This is a genomic window from Terriglobia bacterium (assembly GCA_032252755.1).
Classification (GTDB): Bacteria; Acidobacteriota; Terriglobia; order Terriglobales; family Acidobacteriaceae; genus JAVUPY01.
The window spans coordinates 34825-50477 of record JAVUPY010000079.1; the positions used below are offsets into that span (position 1 = coordinate 34825).

Here is a 15653-nt window from a genome sequence, read left to right on the forward strand (position 1 = left end):
TGGACTGGTCAACTACGGAGCTCCTGGAGTTGCAGAGTTTTTGTCTGGGACAGGGGAAGTCTTTTCCGTGATAACCGTGACCCGCACTGGCGCGGGTTTCACCAGTCGCACCAGCGGGTCGGGGATATACACATTCGTTGTGAAACTCGCGCGGCCCATCACTCCCGTTGCGTCCACCGGGTCGGTGATGGCGTTCTCAATCATATTCACTCGTTGTTCCGGCCCCACGATCTCGACCCGTGATGGTTCCACCTGCGCGCCGACCAGCCGATACCCGGATGCAAAGCTTCCCGTCACCCGCGGCCTGACCTCTACTTCCTTGTGAGCGCTGTAGTCAAAGCTGATCCGGAGATGCGAAGGCACCACCTGCACCACGTCAGCCTCGCCAGGCAGGTGAATCTGCTGCGCGGTCAGGTCAAACGTCTTTTCTCCCGGTTTCACGCCAGTTAAATCAATGATCGGATGGATCTCTTCCGGTCGTAGCTGACGAATCACGCGGGCCGGGCCACGCACGCGAATCTGCGCCTCCGGAATCACCTCGCTGCTCACCACCAGGTTGTTGGGGATGTTGTGCAGTTCGATCGGCACGTTGATCGCAATTTCCGCCACCGGGTCGTCCGCCACGCTATACCACAATCCGAACGCGATGAGCAGCGCCAGAAACTTCAGCCCGAAATTGTGCAGAACGTATTTCTGGAGGAATCGTCTCACGCGCGCTCATCCTCCCTCTCATCACCGTCGTCGCCTGCCAATGTGGCACGTTGTGCGGCCGAACTCGCATCTGCCGGCCCTTCAATATCGGCCAGGTCGGCAGTCGTATTCGCGATCGAGGTCGGCATCGCCGGCTTCGGAACATACCGCCGCAGCAACTCCGCCAGGCGCTCCCGCAAGCGCTCAGGCGTAATATCGCGCTCCACGTTTCCGCCTACCGCCAGGCTGATGGCGCCGCTCTCTTCAGAAACAATGACCGAGATCGCGTCTGTCTCTTCCGTAACCCCGATCCCCGCGCGGTGTCGCGTTCCAAGCTGGGTCGAAAGCAGGGGATTCATCGACAGCGGCAGGAAGCACGCCGCCGCGGCAATCCGGTCCCGCCGAATGATCACCGCACCATCATGCAGCGGCGCGCTCGGCCGAAAGATGGTCGCCAGCAGGTCGTAGGAAAGTTGCGCATCCAGCGGAACTCCGCTTTCAATGTAGGTGCGCAACCCGATCTCGCGCTCGATCACAATCAGCGCGCCCGTCTGATTCTGCGAGAACAGGTTCGCCGCCAGGACAATATCGTCGTACGAGTCCATCCCGTTCGCCGATTGCATCCGCGAGAACGTCAGCTTGCGTCCGAGTCGTGCCAGGGCATGCCGAATCTCAGCCTGGAACACCACAATCAACGCAAAAATCGCGTACGGAACGACGTTCGTGACCAGCCAATCCACCGTGCGCAGTCCGAGTAGATGCGACACGTAAAACGCAATCACCAACGTGCCAACCCCGAGCAGCATGGGAGCTGCACGTGTCCCGCGAATCAGCAACAAAAATTGATAGATCAGGAATGCCACAACCAGGATATCGAGTGTCGCGTTGAGCGAAAACTGTGGAAACATCCGCGAAATTTGCTCGAGTCCGGTCATGAAAATATGGCGATTACATCATGATGACGATAACTCCACCTTAATCATTGTAATCCAGCCCACAAAGCACTTTTGGAAGGATTATTGCCAGGGTGAACAGCAGCGAATAATCTCCCCAAACGAGTCCATGGGTCGGCTGCAATGGGCCCAAATGCAAGCTTTGGAGGCTGGGGGCAGCCCCGGCTCCTCCCAAGCTCAGCAGCAACAACGGCCAAGCTATTTTCTGATCGCCCCGATGATCCAGAACAAGACGCTGAGAAGGATGCTCACCAGCACGCACGTCGCCAGGGGGAAATAGAACGACCCGTTTCCGCTCTTACTGCGCCAGGAAAAGTCTCCGGGCAGTCGCCCCAGAGGCAGGTTCAACTTGGCGGCGCCGAGCAGCAGCGCGCCGATCAGCACCACGAACACTCCCATCCCGATCAGCGCCTTCCCCAAATCACTCATGCCTGTATTTTAGTCGGGTTCCACTCTTTCTGAGCCGCTGATTTCCACTCCTGCCTTTGCTACACTCGCCTCGTGGGCGATCCCTCACAACTGGGCCTCAACTTCCAGGCTACCCCGCCTCAGCGAAAGCTCTGGAAGGTGGGCGAACTCGTCTCCAGCGTGCGCACCGCGCTTGAGCGGAGCTTCTCCGACGTCTGGGTGCAGGGCGAAATTTCCAACTTCAAACCCGCCGAGAGCGGGCACCTCTACTTCACCCTGAAGGACGGTGACGCCCAGTTACGAGTCGTGATGTGGCGGACGACCGCGCGCCTGCTTCGCTTCAAGCCTGAGAACGGCATGAGCGTGACCGCTCGCGGCCGCGTCACCCTCTACGAAGTCCGCGGCGAACTTCAACTCCAGGCCGAGTACCTGGAACCCCAAGGCGCCGGTGCGCTCCAAGTCGCCTTCGAGCAACTCAAAGCCAAGCTCGCCGCCGAAGGCCTCTTCGGCCAGGAGCGCAAGAAGCCTCTACCAACACTGCCGCGGACTATCGGCATCGTCACTTCGCCTCGCGGTGCCGCCGTCCAGGACATGCTCAACATCCTGCGCCGCCGCCATGAGAGCGTTCATATCATCATCTTTCCCGCGCAGGTACAAGGCGAATCCGCCCCGGGCGAAATCTCCGCTGGCGTACGTTTTTTCAACTCCTCGCGCATGGTCGACGTCATCATCGTCGCCCGCGGCGGCGGCTCCGTCGAAGATCTTTGGGCCTTTAACGATGAAGCCCTCGCGCGAACCATTGCCGGCAGCAGTCTGCCCGTCATCTCCGCCGTGGGTCACGAAACCGATTTCACCATCTGCGACTTCGTCGCCGACCTTCGTGCCCCAACCCCTTCAGCCGCCGCCGAACTGGTCATCCAGTCGAAGCACGAACTGGGCGACCGAGTCGAGAATCTTCGCACACGCGCCGCCCGAGCCGTGCGCTACCAGTTGCTCGTCTCACGCAATGCCCTCACTGCCCTGGCGCAACAGGGAACCTTCGCCCGCATGCGCGACCTCATCGCCCGTCGCGGCCAGCGCGTAGACGAGTTGGTCTTCCGTCTTGCCGAAGCCCAGCGCCGCCACCTCCGCAACTATCATCGCCGCCTCGACAGCGCCTCCGCCCGGGTCCGAGCCCACGATCTCCGCGCCAAGCTCGTCGCCATGCGCCGCGACGTCGAAGCTCGTACCGGCGCCCTCACCGCAGTCACACGCAACGTCCTGCTCCAGCACCACGCCCGCCTAGACCGCCTCGCCGCCCAACTCGGGGCACTCTCGCCCGTCGCCATCCTCGACCGTGGCTACGCCCTCGTCTTCGACGCATCTGGAAAGTTGGTCAAGAACGCCGGCCAGCTCTCGCCGGGAGAATCCGTACGCACTCGCGTCGCCAACGGGGAATTCACCGCCAAGGTGGAAGAGGTCAAACCGTCCTCTTAGATTGTTGGCCGCCGTCATCCTGAGCGGAGCCGCGATCGGCTTTTTCACGCGCGGTAGTCGAACGACCCGCATTTCTCGGATGGCAGAGTCACTCGATATGTGCTGTGGCGCAATGTCATGTCTTTCATTCCCCAAAAAGCGAAGGGGCAGCTTTCGCTGCCCCTCAACGGTGATGAGAAATTTTGCTACAGAGCCTGGACGTTGGTGGCCTGCAGACCCTTAGGGCCTTTCTCAACGGTGAACGACACCGCCTGGCCTTCCTTCAGCGAACGGAAACCATTCGACTGGATGGCCGAAAAGTGGACAAACACATCTTCACCGCTCTGACGGCTGATAAAGCCGTAACCCTTGGCGTCATTGAACCACTTCACTGTTCCTTGTTCCATGGTGTTACAAAGTCCTTCTTTTTTGGTGTAGCGAGTGAATCGGAAGGTACTGAAGGCAGGAACTTGCTGGGGATGCAGCACTGCTTACAAACCGTCCAGACTCCAACGCGAGCACATTATAAGTCAAGTTGCTAAGAAATCTGGAGTAGATTTATGAGATATGCCCTTTAGTTTGTCTAACTTAGACCGCCCCGTGCCCGCCGGCTAAATGTAAGTAGAAGAAAACAAAGACTCTGCACCCTTCGCTCGAATCGGGCAATCTAACCCGGTGATGCTGCAAAAGATCAAATTCCCCGCCGCCCCGAAAGCCGAATCCAGCATGCCTTCCGAACTTCTACTCGCTTGTCACCAGCGCATTCGACATTTCAGCGGAGTCGCCGTTAAACTCGCGCACGCGCACGGGGTGGATGAGAAGGAAATCGTGCAAGCAGCCGCCGGCTTGCATCGATACTTCACAGTTGCGCTCCCGCTCCACGAAGCCGACGAGAATCTCTCGCTTCATCCTCGCTTGCGACGTGCCGTCCCGCCTCAAGAACTTGCAGGACCCGCCGCCGACGCCATGCTCGACCAGCACCAGGCCATCGACGAGCTCGTCGAGCGTCTCGTGCCGCTCTGGTTACTGTTGAAATCTGCTCCCGAAAAACTGCCGGAGACCTCGGCCGAAATGTGCGCCCTCTCGTCGCGCCTCAACGACTTGTTTCAGGCCCACCTGAAACTCGAGGAAGAGACAATCTTTCCCGCGATGGACAAGTATCTATCCGCGAGCGACCAAGCCGAAATTGTTCGCGAAATGCAGGAGAGACGGCAGCAGGGATAAATGGAGGAGCTGTTTGGTGGGGGCGGGCGACCACGACTGCCCCCGCGAGCGCCAGCTCGCGTAAGTTCTTCGGTTCGGTCTGCGGATCTTCGGTGCTTGTTACTTCTTGATCAGGTGCTTCTTCTCTCTAAGCACCTTCTCTGTCGCATCCTGGATCTTTGTGAAAATATCGTCCCCGCGCGGATGCGCTCGCCGCTCTGGCGGTTTGTGTTCATGATGTTCCGAATGGTGGCTGGGAGAGTGGTGGTGTGGGGCACTGGTCGGATGCACGGCTGCTGAACGGTCCTTCTTGGCGGAAACCTTCTTGTTCCCGGACTTTGTTGGCTGCTTCATGGCCTAAGCTGCTGATCCAAGATATAGCACGTTCGATGCGACCAGAACAACGAAGGGGGACCACGCTTTTGGGTGCCCCATCCTTGGCCGTTCCGTGCCCCACGTCTGCCGCAGTTAGCAGACGTGGTTTTTTTTCCTCAATTTCTTGAACTATCTATCTCCAACCGATGGTCCAAATTCGCCAGCCGCCACCCAGTCTCCAGGACCAGCCTCGTGATCTTCGTCATCTTTCCGAAATCGATCTTGTCGATCGTATCGGTCGGCTGGTGATAGTCCACATGCGTGCCGTCGAAATAGAAGATGATCGGAATTCCGTGCTTGGCGTAATTCCAGTGGTCCGACCGGTAATAAATCCGCTCTGGGTTTTTGGGATCATCGTAAAGGTAATTCAGGTTCAGCTTCTCGTACTGTCGATTCGTCTGCTCGCTGATCTGGTTCAGTTCCTTGCTGATCCGGTCCGCGCCGACAAGATAAACCGAGTTCGGATCCGTTAAATTCTCGTCCAATTTGTTGGTATCCCCAGCCGGCTTCGAACGGCCGATCATGTCGATATTCAGATCGGCCACGATCTCCTTCAGCGGCACTGCCGGCTTGTAGTCGGTGTTGTACCGCGAGCCGAGAAGTCCAAGCTCCTCGCCAGCATGGAAGATGATCATCAGCGAGCGCTTCGGATGGGTGTCGGCCAGCGCATGCGCGATCGTCAGCACTGCCGACGTTCCCGACCCGTCATCGTCCGCCCCTGGATAAATCTGCCCGTTGCGCGTCTGCAGGTGATCGTAATGGGCGCTGAACGTCACATACTGCGATTTCAGGTTCCGATCCGACCCCTCCAGTATTCCGACAACGTTCTCCGCCGTCGCCTTCGAAGCATCGACCGCAACGTTAAATTTCGCGGTCGCACTCAACGCCTTCGGTTCCAAATCTTCGCCGTTCGACGATTTATGCATCAGTTCGTTGAACTTCATCCCGAACGCCGCAACTATTTTCTCGGCCGCATCCGGAGCCAGCACGATCGAAGGCAGTGTTCCATCCACCGTCTCTTCCAGTCGAACGCTCGCCCGTTGCGCAACCATCTCTTTGAATCGCGGATTCTTCATGAACCGGAGGAAGCGCCCTGCCGGCAGCGTAATCACTCCGATCGCTCCGTGCGCCCGCGCCGCTGGCTCTCCGAACTCATCATCATTCAGCCGCGACCGGTCCACACCCTTCGGATCGCCATCTCCCAGGAGCATGACGATCTTGTCCTTCACGTCCACTCCGGCGTAATCGTCATGTTTCTGCTCCGGCGCCGAAATTCCGTAGCCGACGAAAACGATCTGCCCCTCGGCCGCGCCATCCTTCGCGTCCTGCGAAAAGAAATCGCCAAACTTATAATTTGCTGTCGAGCCATTCTCCGTGACTACCAGCGAACACTCGTCCGGCTTCGGTTTCGATGAGATCAGCGGAAAATGCTGGAAGTAACTTCCATGATCGCCGCCGGGCTTGTATCCCCACGCCTGCAGCCGCGTTGCCAGATACCGTGCCGCAATCGGCAGACTCGGGCTCAACGTGTAGCGCCCGCCCAACTCGGGCGACGCCAGGAAGGCGAGATGCTCTCGCAACTCGGTCGGGTTGATCTCTTTTACAGCTGTACTGGGCGGCGTTGGCAGCGTGCCCGCTTGCGCCAACGACGCAGCCAGAAGCACAAAAGGGACGATCAACTTGCAGGAACGAATGCTCACTCCTCACCTCGGCAGAAAAAGGTGCAGAGATCATAGCAAAACCCGCAGCTTACGAACGATGCCGCATCATGGCGTCCGGCTGCCAACCTCGATTCGACAACGCGGCGGTAGCCCTTAGGCATATAATCCAAGCGAAGATAGTTTTCTCCCCACCAAGCGCCTGCGAGTATTTAGGCCTGCAAACTCTTCTTGGCGAGAGAGCCACCTCCACGGTGTCGTCAAGGAGCTGCTTTGTTCTGCGAACAGTACAACGCTCTACTGGAGCACAACTGTATCGCCTCTGCTAATTATCACGAGGCGATCACGAAACTCGTGCGACTAGCTGGGCAATCAGAGCGTGCCAGGTTCAATGAGGCCAAGTGTTTCTGCACAACGTGCCTCGAGGAGTGCAAGCGTACATCGCTCGCGATGCGCCAACATCAAGCCGATCACGGCTGCTAAGCACAGTGCTCCTCAGCACCGCCCGGACATGTCTGATCGTCCACCGTGCTCTCGTGCTTACGTTAGTAGTCGATCATCTTATTTCTGCGTAATCTTGCAAGGTTCAGCAATAGCTCTGCGAGAACTGCTGCCATGCCAGACAACACTCCACAACAAGGCTCCTACTATCCGCCGCGCGCCTACCCGCGCGTTCCCCTGCACAGTCCCGTGGAGGTCAAGACTCGCTCGCGCCTGTTCATCGGCCAGATCGAAAACATCAGCATTGGCGGCCTGCTCGTCTCGTCCGATCCACCCCCGGCCATATCGAGCGAGCTCGAGTTGCTCTTCAATCTCGCCGCCGGACGCACCGTCTCTGTCAGTGCCGTCGTTCGCCACTCAGCGAAAACGACCTTTGGAGTCGAATTTCGTGACCTCACTCCCGCCGCGCAGGACGCCATTACCGAATATTGCCAGACCAATCTCGGCCAAGCGCGCCGCAGTGGAAGAATCCCGAGGCGCCTTCTCGTCACCCTGCGCGGCAAACGCAAGGAAGATCAGGACGAACTCGCCGAAACCATCACCCTCAGTCGCAACGGTGGTCTGCTGGCCTCCCGCGCTCGCTTTTTCGTCGGCAACCACCTCGAACTGTTTTGGCCCGAAAAGAAGCGCCAGGCCGAAATCGAAATCGTCTCCAGCCACCCCGCGCCAAATGGCCTCTTAGAACTCGGATTTCAATTTGCTGATCCCAGTTTCGACTTCTGGGAGCTCGACTTCCCGAGACTTTCCTGAAGCCTGCGACCGACTAAAGCAATGCCCGGCGTCCATGCCTGCGTCTTAAAGGGTGGAGATTGTCTTTCAATGGTCCGACGGCGCGATCGCCCGATCCCTGCAGCCCCTTCAACCACCGGACGAATTCCGGCAGCGAGTGCAACTGGTCCACGTGATCCGGCGCCGAATTCCCCGCGAATCCCACCATCAGAAACTTGCCCGATCGGGTCTGGCTCAATTCCTGTGTTCCCATGGGCCCCCACTTCACGACCGGCGTCGCGTGTAACCCCACTTGGTGCAGGATGTAGTCGGCCGTCTCCGTCGTGCTCGCAAAGGTTCCGGGAAAAATTTCCGTATGCGTGATGAGGACGCGCCGCTTTCCCGCCATAGCGTCCTTCACCAGCTTCACATAGATTTGCAGCGGCCCCGGATCGATCTCCGACTCCAGAGGTCCCGGCGTTCCGTTCACGTAATCCGTATGAATCCCGTCGATCATGATGGTATTCGCAATCTTGTCGTAATACTCGGGTGTGCTCATGATCTCCCGAATCGCGCCGCAACCCGCGCTCCACCCCGCCAGCGTAATGGGCCGCAATCGCACTCCCGCCTCTTGTTCTGCCTCGTGCAGCAGTTTCCCAAACAGCGCGTGATCCATGAACGGCTTTGCATACGCCGAAGATCCAGCCCCAATTGTGATCGTCACCGACACCATGCCGTTCTTCTCCGCCGCGATTTCCGGCACGAACGTCGGCGAGTGAAACATGAAGAGCACCGGAACCGCCGACTTCGATTTTTGCTTCAGCTTCGCGGGAATGAACATTTTCCCGAGCGACAACTGCTCGCGACGACCTTCCGGCGCCCGGTCCGGCAGACGCAAATGCGCCCGCGCATGTTCCACCATCGGCGACGGATTCTGCGGCAGGCCCGCCTTCGCCGGAGCCGGCTGCGCCGTCTGTTGTCCCAGCGAAACTGCGCTGGCCAGAAGAAGTATGAACGCGAGCAAAAACGCGCGCTGAATCGGCATCTGGACTTGTTACTACCCCGACTCCTGCAACGTCAACTCCAACTCCCACACCAACGTGCAGCCCCCAACTCCCTGGCCCTGCTCAGCGCAACATGTGTTGATGTCTGTTGACTGACAGCACCAAATGATGTACATAGTTCCAGTCCAATTTCACCACCAGGCGCGCTTCTATGCTGATTCCAAAGCTTCGTCGTCGTGACGCCCTTCTGCCCCTCGCATTCTTAATCCTCCTGCTGTCCTTCTCCACTGCGCTCTCGGCACAGAAGCCATTACTGCCGAAGGAGGAAAAAGGAAAGCCCATCACTCCTCCCGTTCCGGCCACCTCTGCCCACGAACTGACCACCGCCGACCTCACCGCTTTTTTCGACGGCTTCGTGCCGTATGCGATTAAGAATGGCAAGGTCGCCGGCGTCACCATTTCGGTCGTCAAAGACGGGCAGATCCTCCTTGAAAAGGGCTACGGCTATGCGAACGTCAAGACCATGCGCCCGATGGATCCCAACCTCACGCTGGTCCGCGTAGGCTCGACCTCCAAGCTCTTCACCTGGACAGCCGTGATGCAATTGGTCGAACAGGGAAAACTCGATCTCGACCGCGACATCAACGATTACCTGGACTTCAAGATCAAAAGCCCCTATCCGCAACCGATCACTTTGCGCAACCTCATGACGCATCGCGCTGGCTTCCAGGAAGGTCTGAAGTCCATCCTCGCCGACAAGCCGGCCAACCTCATCTCCTTTTCCTCCGAGCAATTCCTCAAGCGGCATCAGCCTGCGATTCTCTACCCGCCCGGCCAGGTCCCAGCGTATTCCAATTACGGCGCAACCCTTGCCGGCTACATCGTCCAGCGCGTGTCCGGCGAACCCTTCGACACTTACGTCGAGCAGCACATTTTCGCGCCCCTCGGCATGACCCACTCCACCTTCCGCCAGCCCGTTCCCGAACCTCTCCGCGCGGATGTGTCGGAGGGCTATATGTCCGCCTCCGGACCGCCCTCGCCGTTTGAGTACATCATCACCGCGCCCGCCGGTAGCCTCAGCACCACCGCCGGCGACATGGCGAAGTTGATGATCGCCTACCTCCAACGCGGGCAATACCAGGGCAAACAGATTCTCAAACCGGAAACTGTCCACCTCATGTGGCAGCCCGCCGTGCAAAAGATCGATGACCTCAACGTGATGGGTTTGGGCTTTTTCGAGGAGAACCGAAACGGGCGCCGCATTCTCGGCCACGGCGGCGACACCATCGTCTTCCACACCGCCTGCGATCTCTTCGTCGATAATGGCGTGGGCATCTTCATGTCGTTCAACAGCCGCGGGGCGAACGCCTCCGTTTACGGCATCCGCCAGGGCCTCTTCGACGCCTTCGCCGATCGCTACTTCCCCAGGGTCAATGCGCCCGCCGAAGGCACGTCGGTCGCTGCCGCACCTTCCGCCGGCAACCATGCCCAACTCATCGCCGGGCGCTATCAAAGCTCGCGCCGGGTCGAAACCGCATTCATCAGCGTGCTCTACCTCCTGAGCCAGACGACCATCACCGCCAATCCCGACGGCACCATCAACGTCCCCACGTTCCCCAGCGAAACCCCGAAGCGCTACCGCGAGACGGCGCCCTTCGTCTGGTCTGAAGTCGACGGCCAGCACAAAGTCGCGCTCGTCGGCAAAGGCCTCGACCGCACCGTTTACACCAGTGACGACCCAAGCTCCGTGCTCCAGCCCGTGCGCTGGTGGAATTCGGCGCCCCTGAACCTCACCATCCTGTGCTCCGCCGTCGCCGTCCTGCTGCTCGGCGTCATCGCCTGGCCGCTCTCCGCCTTCCTGCGCTGGAAGTATCGTCAGCCGACCACCGCAACTGACCGCGAACTGCTCGTCCGCAAAGTGCTGCGAGCCGCTGCAGTCTTCGACCTCGTCTATCTCGCGGGGTGGATGTACGCGCTCTCGCCGGTCCTGAACAACCAGCTGGGGATCTACAACAGCCACTTCGATCCCTACCTTCGAACGATGCAGATCGCCGGCCTCGTCGTGATCGTAGCCGCCATCGCGGGCGTCTGGGCCGCCGCACAGCGCGTCAAGAAACGCAGCGCCGCTCTCTGGCACATCCTGATGGCACTCTCGCTGGTCGGAATCGTCTGGTTTAGCGTGATCACAAAACTGATCAGCTTCAACCTGAACTACTAGGGCTCGTGGCCCGGGTATCCGTACTTTCGGTGCCCCACGTTCGCGTCCCGCTGTTGGACGCTAACGTGGGCAGGCACAAACTCGGACCATTTCAGGGTGTTCCTTAGAGTGGTCAAAGGAAAATTCGTTCCGGGCCGCCGTTTTTTCGTACAGGTTCGCGTCCCGTTTTCGGACGCTAACGTGGGCTTATCGTAGACGCCTGCCCGCAGGCAATAAACGGGAGCTTTGGCCGCGCAGAGGACATGGTTAGCGCAATGCGAAAGGTCAGCTTGTGCGTTTTATCCGCTGTCCCCCCGCCCACATCCCCCCTGCACCTCGGTCATCTTTCCCCCAATGCCACGACCAGATACTTTCGAAGAGCATGTTTTTCTCTCCTCTTCGTGATCAGCGAAGGTCGCCGCGGCGGTGGATTTCCCTGCCCATCCACATTCTCATGGGAAAATCGCGCATGGAAGGCACCACCCTGAATCTGAGCGACCACGGCATGTACCTGTTTACCGCCGCCAACATCTCCCTGGGCAGCGAAATCAAAATCCTGTTTCGTCCACCAGCGGAGAAAGAGACAATTCAACTATCCGCAATCGTCCGCCGCAAAGTCGTCTACCTTTACGGCATCGAATTCATAGACTGCTCGAAGAGCGTAGCCCCGCAGGTGACTGCGGGGAAAATTACGCCAGATTCTCGCCCCGAGTCGCGCGAATGCGCGACGCCCGACTCGAACATGCACTAGCGCGTCCGCCCACGTTGTGCGAACATTCTCGCCGTCGTGAACCTCGAAGGAGAATCGACCGTGAACATCCGAGCGATCTTATCCGTCTTGGTCATCGGGGCGAGCCTCTCGCTTGTCGGCTGTTTCCCTGGCGTTCGCGTCGCAGCCACCCGCTCCCAGAACCTGCCTCCGGCGCCGGGCCTCGTGCTCATGTCCGCCAATCAGGGAGAACCTTGGGCGTTCGCCACCGACGTGGACGGCAAAGTCCGCTGGAACTATGCCTTCGAGAGCCACTCCGGCTCGTATCAGCCGCAGCCCATACAGCCGCTTCCCAACGGAAACCTCATCGTCGTCGCCGCGCATGAGAGCGGCATCGCCCCCTGCTCGCACTGTCCCGCCAGGAACGCCATCTACGAGATCGACGTTGCGGGCAACACCATCTGGCACATGACGAACCAGCAGTTGCAAGCTGCATTAGCCCAGGCCGGATACAAAGTCACTCTTGCCCAGATCAGTCACGAGACCATCGGCCTCACCAACGGACACCTGCTCGTGCTCGCCAGCAATCTCAGGAAGGTTCCCGGCCATCGCGAAGAAATCCAGGGCGCCGTAATCATTGATCTCGACCAGGATCACCGTCCTGTCTGGGTCTGGGACGCCTTCGATCACCTCGACGTCAACCGTCATCCCTACTTCAAACTCCCGGACTGGATCCACGGCAACGCTATCACCTACTCCCGCGACGACGGAAACCTGCTGTTCTCCACTCGCCATCAGTCCTGGGTTATCAAGATCGATTATCAAAACGGACGCGGCAGCGGAGCCGTTCTCTGGCGTCTCGGCTATGAGGGAGACTTCAAACTCCTCAACGGAGGGCCGGCCGACTGGTTCTACGGCCAGCACGCTCCTATCTTCCTCACTCCCAACACAACCGGGGTCTTCCAACTCGGGCTATTTGACAACGGCAACGGCCGCGTAGTGGACGCCAGCGGAGCGCACTGCGGCACAAAGGGTCAGCCCGCCTGTTACAGCACCATCCCTATCTTCGAGATCGACGAAGCGCATCGCACCGCCCGTCTAGTCTGGCGCGACACGCTGCCATTCTTCAGCCTCGCTGTCGGCAACATGCAGGTGCTTGACAACGGCAACGTCTGGTTCAATGCCGGCGACATCAAGCGCAAAACCATCATCCGCGAAGTCACACGCGAAACTCCCCCACAAACTGTCCTCGAGATGCGCGTGAACACCATCATCTACCGCGCCATCCATCTGCCCGAAGAAGCACTGCGTGTTCCACCCAACGCGCCGTAACGTGCGATTCCTCGGCACGAGATCTTGAGCTGGTACAAAACCGAATCACGTTCCCGAGATGGTTGATGAAAAACCGAGGAATCCCGGAGGCATGAGAGAAGGGAATTCCGATCGAAAAGCAAAAGGCAGGCGATTTCGCCTGCCTTTTGCTTAAGAAGCTGTTGCTACTTGCCGTCGCCTTCAGCGGCAGCCGCTTGCGGCTTGCTAATCGCGATCGTCTCGCCGACGTCGCCGACCTTGAAGCGCGCGAAGCGACGCACCGAGATGTTCTCGCCGAGCTTGCCGATGACGCTGGCAATAAGCTGCTCGATCGTGATCGACTGCTCCTTGATGAAAGGCTGCTGATACAGGCAGACTTCCTCGTAGAACTTCGCCATCTTGCCTTCGAGCATCTTCTCGATGATGTTCGCTGGCTTTCCAGTCGCTGCGGCCTGCGCACGATAGATGTCCTTCTCCTTCTCGTACGCTTCCGGAGTTACATCTTCCTTGCGAACGTACTTCGGATCGACCGCGGCGATGTGCATCGCGATGTCATGCACCAGGTTCTGGAACTCGTTGGTGCGCGCGACGAAGTCGGACTCACAGTTGACTTCGAGGAGCACGCCGATCTTTCCGCCCGCGTGAATGTAGCTGGTGACCGTTCCTTCGCTCGTCGTCCGAGCCGCCTTCTTGGCCGCCGTTGCCATGCCCTTCTTGCGCAGCCACGTGAAGGCCTCTTCCATGTTGCCTGCAGTCGCGGTCAGCGCGTTCTTGCAATCCATCATCGGAGCTCCTGACTTCTCGCGAAGCTCCTTGACCATAGTTGCGGTAATGTCTGCCATCTTCGGAACCTTTCTGATTAGTGCGAACCGAATGAATCGGATATCTGGTATTTGGGAAATCGGCTAGGCGAAAACCCCTTACGTTAAACGACCCGCGCCCGTCGTTCGGCGAGCGCGGGTCGGAAACTCGAGACCCAGGAGCAGACGAGCGTTAGAACGACTCGGCTTTGCTCAGGTCCTCGCTAAGTTCTGGCTCGGGAGCTTTGCGAACGCCCTTGCCGAGCACATCTTCCATGCTGACGTCTTCCGTCTCGGACGATGCAGCGACTTCGCTCTCGCCATGCGTCGCAGCTTCCGCTTCCTCCGCGGCCGAGATTCCACCCTCGATCTGAGCAGCCGCCTTGTCGCCAGCAGCGGCGTTGCCTTCGACGCAGGAGTCGGAGATCTTCGAGGCGAACAGACGGATCGCGCGAAGTGCGTCGTCGTTGCCGGGGATCACGTAATCGACTTCGGTCGGATCGCAGTTGGTGTCGACGACGGCGACGACCGGAATGCCCAGCTTGCGCGCTTCCTTCACCGCAATCTGCTCCTTGTTGGAGTCGATGATGAAGAGGGCGTCGGGCAGGCGAGCCATGTTCTTGATGCCGGCGAGGTTTGCCTGGAGGTGCTTGCGCTCGCGCTCCAACTTCACGACCTCTTTCTTGGGCAGCAACTCGTAACGGCCATCGGTGGCCATTTCGTCGAGCTCTTTCAGCCGCTTCACCGACTTTTGCACGGTAACCCAATTGGTGAGGAGCCCGCCGAGCCAGCGCTGGTTGATGTAGAACATCCCGCAGCGGTTCGCCTCTTCGGCGATCGCGTCCTGCGCCTGCCGCTTGGTGCCAACGAAGAGGACTGTCTTGCCTTCAGCGGCCAGGTCGGTCACGAACTTCGAGGCTTCTTTGAACATCTTCAGGGTCTTCTGAAGATCGATGATGTAAATGCCGTTGCGCTCTTGGAAGATGAATGGCTTCATCTTCGGGTTCCACCGGCGAGTTTGGTGCCCGAAATGGACGCCCGCCTCGAGAAGTTCGCGCATGGTGACTACGGACATGAGGACACTCCTTCTGGTCCTGGCCCGCGTGCCATCGTAGCGTGCGGACCCCTCAGGGGACCATGATCGCCTCCCATCCATGCGAGGCGTAGTTATTTGCCGCCCCGCACCCGCTCTTGTCATCCCGAGCGTAGCGCCGAAGGCGCTAAGTCGAGGGACGAAGGTCGAAGGACCGGCTCAAGGGCAACCGCACGAGTATACCACGGGCGCCCGAGGCGGTCTAGCGCGGGGCATGGAGCGCGTGGGCCTCAGGAGGCGAGGCGCCTGGGCCGAACACCGGAAAGATGCGTTGGCTCGTCACCGGCGGACTCGGGTTCATCGGGTCCAATTTTATCCGCCTCGCCTTGCGCGAGCGGTCCGCCCTCGAGGTCGTCAACCTCGACGCCATGACATACGCCGGTAATCCCGCAAACCTGCGGGATATCGAGGGCGATCCGAGGTACCGCTTCGTCCGCGGCGACATTTGCGAGCCCGACAAGGTCGAGACGGCAATCGGGCCGGGCGTCGATGCCATCGTCAATTTCGCCGCGGAAACCCACGTCGACCGCTCGATCCTCGATCCCGAAGCGTTTCTGCGTACCGACGTTCTCGGAACGCACGTTCTGC

Annotated in this window: 16 protein-coding genes; 7 read left to right on the top strand and 9 right to left on the bottom strand. The window is 59.3% G+C overall.

Features of this window, described 5'->3' with window-relative positions; translation table 11 throughout:
- Positions 1–12 precede the first annotated feature (12 nt).
- The 3 genes from ROO76_19815 to ROO76_19825 all read right to left on the bottom strand — a co-directional run bounded on the left by ROO76_19815 (position 13) and on the right by ROO76_19825 (position 2072).
- Positions 13–711 (bottom strand): CdaR family protein, encoded by a 699-nt coding sequence (locus ROO76_19815; GenBank protein ID MDT8070419.1) that lies wholly within the window; start codon positions 709–711, stop codon positions 13–15.
- Entirely contained in the window at positions 708–1598 is an 891-nt protein-coding gene (gene cdaA / locus ROO76_19820) for a diadenylate cyclase CdaA (protein ID MDT8070420.1), read from the bottom strand. Before cdaA ends, ROO76_19815 begins: the two co-directional genes overlap by 4 nt.
- Positions 1599–1841: 243 nt before the next feature.
- Complete coding sequence (locus ROO76_19825; protein ID MDT8070421.1) at positions 1842–2072, bottom strand: DUF2905 domain-containing protein; 231 nt, start codon at positions 2070–2072, stop codon at positions 1842–1844.
- Between the two features lie 72 nt (positions 2073–2144).
- Between ROO76_19825 and xseA the strand changes: the two genes are divergently transcribed.
- Positions 2145–3527: an exodeoxyribonuclease VII large subunit gene (xseA, locus tag ROO76_19830; GenBank protein MDT8070422.1), complete on the top strand. Its 1383-nt coding sequence runs from the start codon at positions 2145–2147 to the stop codon at positions 3525–3527.
- 185 nt (positions 3528–3712) lie between these two features.
- Here the strand turns inward: xseA and ROO76_19835 are convergent, their stop codons facing one another.
- Positions 3713–3913: a cold-shock protein gene (locus ROO76_19835; GenBank protein ID MDT8070423.1), complete on the bottom strand. Its 201-nt coding sequence runs from the start codon at positions 3911–3913 to the stop codon at positions 3713–3715.
- Between the two features lie 319 nt (positions 3914–4232).
- On the opposite strand from ROO76_19835, the gene ROO76_19840 reads away from it, so the two are divergent.
- Positions 4233–4730: a hemerythrin domain-containing protein gene (locus tag ROO76_19840; protein MDT8070424.1), complete on the top strand. Its 498-nt coding sequence runs from the start codon at positions 4233–4235 to the stop codon at positions 4728–4730.
- A 99-nt stretch (positions 4731–4829) separates the two neighbouring features.
- On the opposite strand, the gene ROO76_19845 is transcribed toward ROO76_19840, so the two are convergent.
- Positions 4830–5063 (bottom strand): hypothetical protein, encoded by a 234-nt coding sequence (locus tag ROO76_19845; protein MDT8070425.1) that lies wholly within the window; start codon positions 5061–5063, stop codon positions 4830–4832.
- 137 nt (positions 5064–5200) lie between these two features.
- Complete coding sequence (locus tag ROO76_19850; GenBank protein MDT8070426.1) at positions 5201–6784, bottom strand: M28 family peptidase; 1584 nt, start codon at positions 6782–6784, stop codon at positions 5201–5203.
- 573 nt (positions 6785–7357) lie between these two features.
- Here ROO76_19850 and ROO76_19855 point away from each other — a divergent pair.
- Complete coding sequence (locus tag ROO76_19855; protein MDT8070427.1) at positions 7358–7993, top strand: PilZ domain-containing protein; 636 nt, start codon at positions 7358–7360, stop codon at positions 7991–7993.
- Positions 7994–8006: 13 nt separating this feature from the next.
- Here ROO76_19855 and ROO76_19860 read toward each other — a convergent pair whose 3' ends face one another.
- Complete coding sequence (locus ROO76_19860; GenBank protein ID MDT8070428.1) at positions 8007–8996, bottom strand: hypothetical protein; 990 nt, start codon at positions 8994–8996, stop codon at positions 8007–8009.
- Between the two features lie 170 nt (positions 8997–9166).
- Here ROO76_19860 and ROO76_19865 point away from each other — a divergent pair, with 170 nt between their 5' ends.
- The 3 genes from ROO76_19865 (at position 9167) to ROO76_19875 (ending at position 13193) form a co-directional block, all read left to right on the top strand.
- The gene (locus ROO76_19865; GenBank protein ID MDT8070429.1) at positions 9167–11173 is read left to right on the top strand and encodes a serine hydrolase domain-containing protein; all 2007 of its coding nucleotides are present in this window, start codon (positions 9167–9169) and stop codon (positions 11171–11173) included.
- 361 nt (positions 11174–11534) lie between these two features.
- Positions 11535–11903, top strand: coding sequence for a PilZ domain-containing protein (locus tag ROO76_19870; GenBank protein ID MDT8070430.1), 369 nt, complete (start codon positions 11535–11537; stop codon positions 11901–11903).
- A gap of 60 nt (positions 11904–11963) precedes the next feature.
- Positions 11964–13193, top strand: coding sequence for an aryl-sulfate sulfotransferase (locus ROO76_19875; GenBank protein ID MDT8070431.1), 1230 nt, complete (start codon positions 11964–11966; stop codon positions 13191–13193).
- A 164-nt stretch (positions 13194–13357) separates the two neighbouring features.
- Here the strand turns inward: ROO76_19875 and tsf are convergent, their stop codons facing one another.
- Both tsf and rpsB read right to left on the bottom strand, forming a co-directional pair.
- Positions 13358–14014, bottom strand: a complete 657-nt coding sequence (gene tsf / locus ROO76_19880; GenBank protein MDT8070432.1) for a translation elongation factor Ts — start codon at positions 14012–14014, stop codon at positions 13358–13360.
- A gap of 151 nt (positions 14015–14165) precedes the next feature.
- Positions 14166–15047, bottom strand: coding sequence for a 30S ribosomal protein S2 (gene rpsB, locus ROO76_19885; protein ID MDT8070433.1), 882 nt, complete (start codon positions 15045–15047; stop codon positions 14166–14168).
- 284 nt (positions 15048–15331) lie between these two features.
- Here rpsB and ROO76_19890 point away from each other — a divergent pair.
- Positions 15332–15653, top strand: a 322-nt coding sequence (locus tag ROO76_19890; GenBank protein MDT8070434.1) for a GDP-mannose 4,6-dehydratase, incomplete at its 3' end; no start/stop codon positions are given.

Coding starts and splice junctions, on each gene's coding strand:
- cdaA (MDT8070420.1), bottom strand. CDS start 1,598: ATGTTTCCACAGTTTTCGCTCAACGCGACACTCGATATCCTGGTTGTG.
- ROO76_19825 (MDT8070421.1), bottom strand. CDS start 2,072: ATGAGTGATTTGGGGAAGGCGCTGATCGGGATGGGAGTGTTCGTGGTG.
- ROO76_19835 (MDT8070423.1), bottom strand. CDS start 3,913: ATGGAACAAGGAACAGTGAAGTGGTTCAATGACGCCAAGGGTTACGGC.
- ROO76_19840 (MDT8070424.1), top strand. CDS start 4,233: ATGCCTTCCGAACTTCTACTCGCTTGTCACCAGCGCATTCGACATTTC.
- ROO76_19845 (MDT8070425.1), bottom strand. CDS start 5,063: ATGAAGCAGCCAACAAAGTCCGGGAACAAGAAGGTTTCCGCCAAGAAG.
- ROO76_19855 (MDT8070427.1), top strand. CDS start 7,358: ATGCCAGACAACACTCCACAACAAGGCTCCTACTATCCGCCGCGCGCC.
- ROO76_19860 (MDT8070428.1), bottom strand. CDS start 8,996: ATGCCGATTCAGCGCGCGTTTTTGCTCGCGTTCATACTTCTTCTGGCC.
- ROO76_19865 (MDT8070429.1), top strand. CDS start 9,167: ATGCTGATTCCAAAGCTTCGTCGTCGTGACGCCCTTCTGCCCCTCGCA.
- ROO76_19870 (MDT8070430.1), top strand. CDS start 11,535: ATGTTTTTCTCTCCTCTTCGTGATCAGCGAAGGTCGCCGCGGCGGTGG.
- tsf (MDT8070432.1), bottom strand. CDS start 14,014: ATGGCAGACATTACCGCAACTATGGTCAAGGAGCTTCGCGAGAAGTCA.
- rpsB (MDT8070433.1), bottom strand. CDS start 15,047: ATGTCCGTAGTCACCATGCGCGAACTTCTCGAGGCGGGCGTCCATTTC.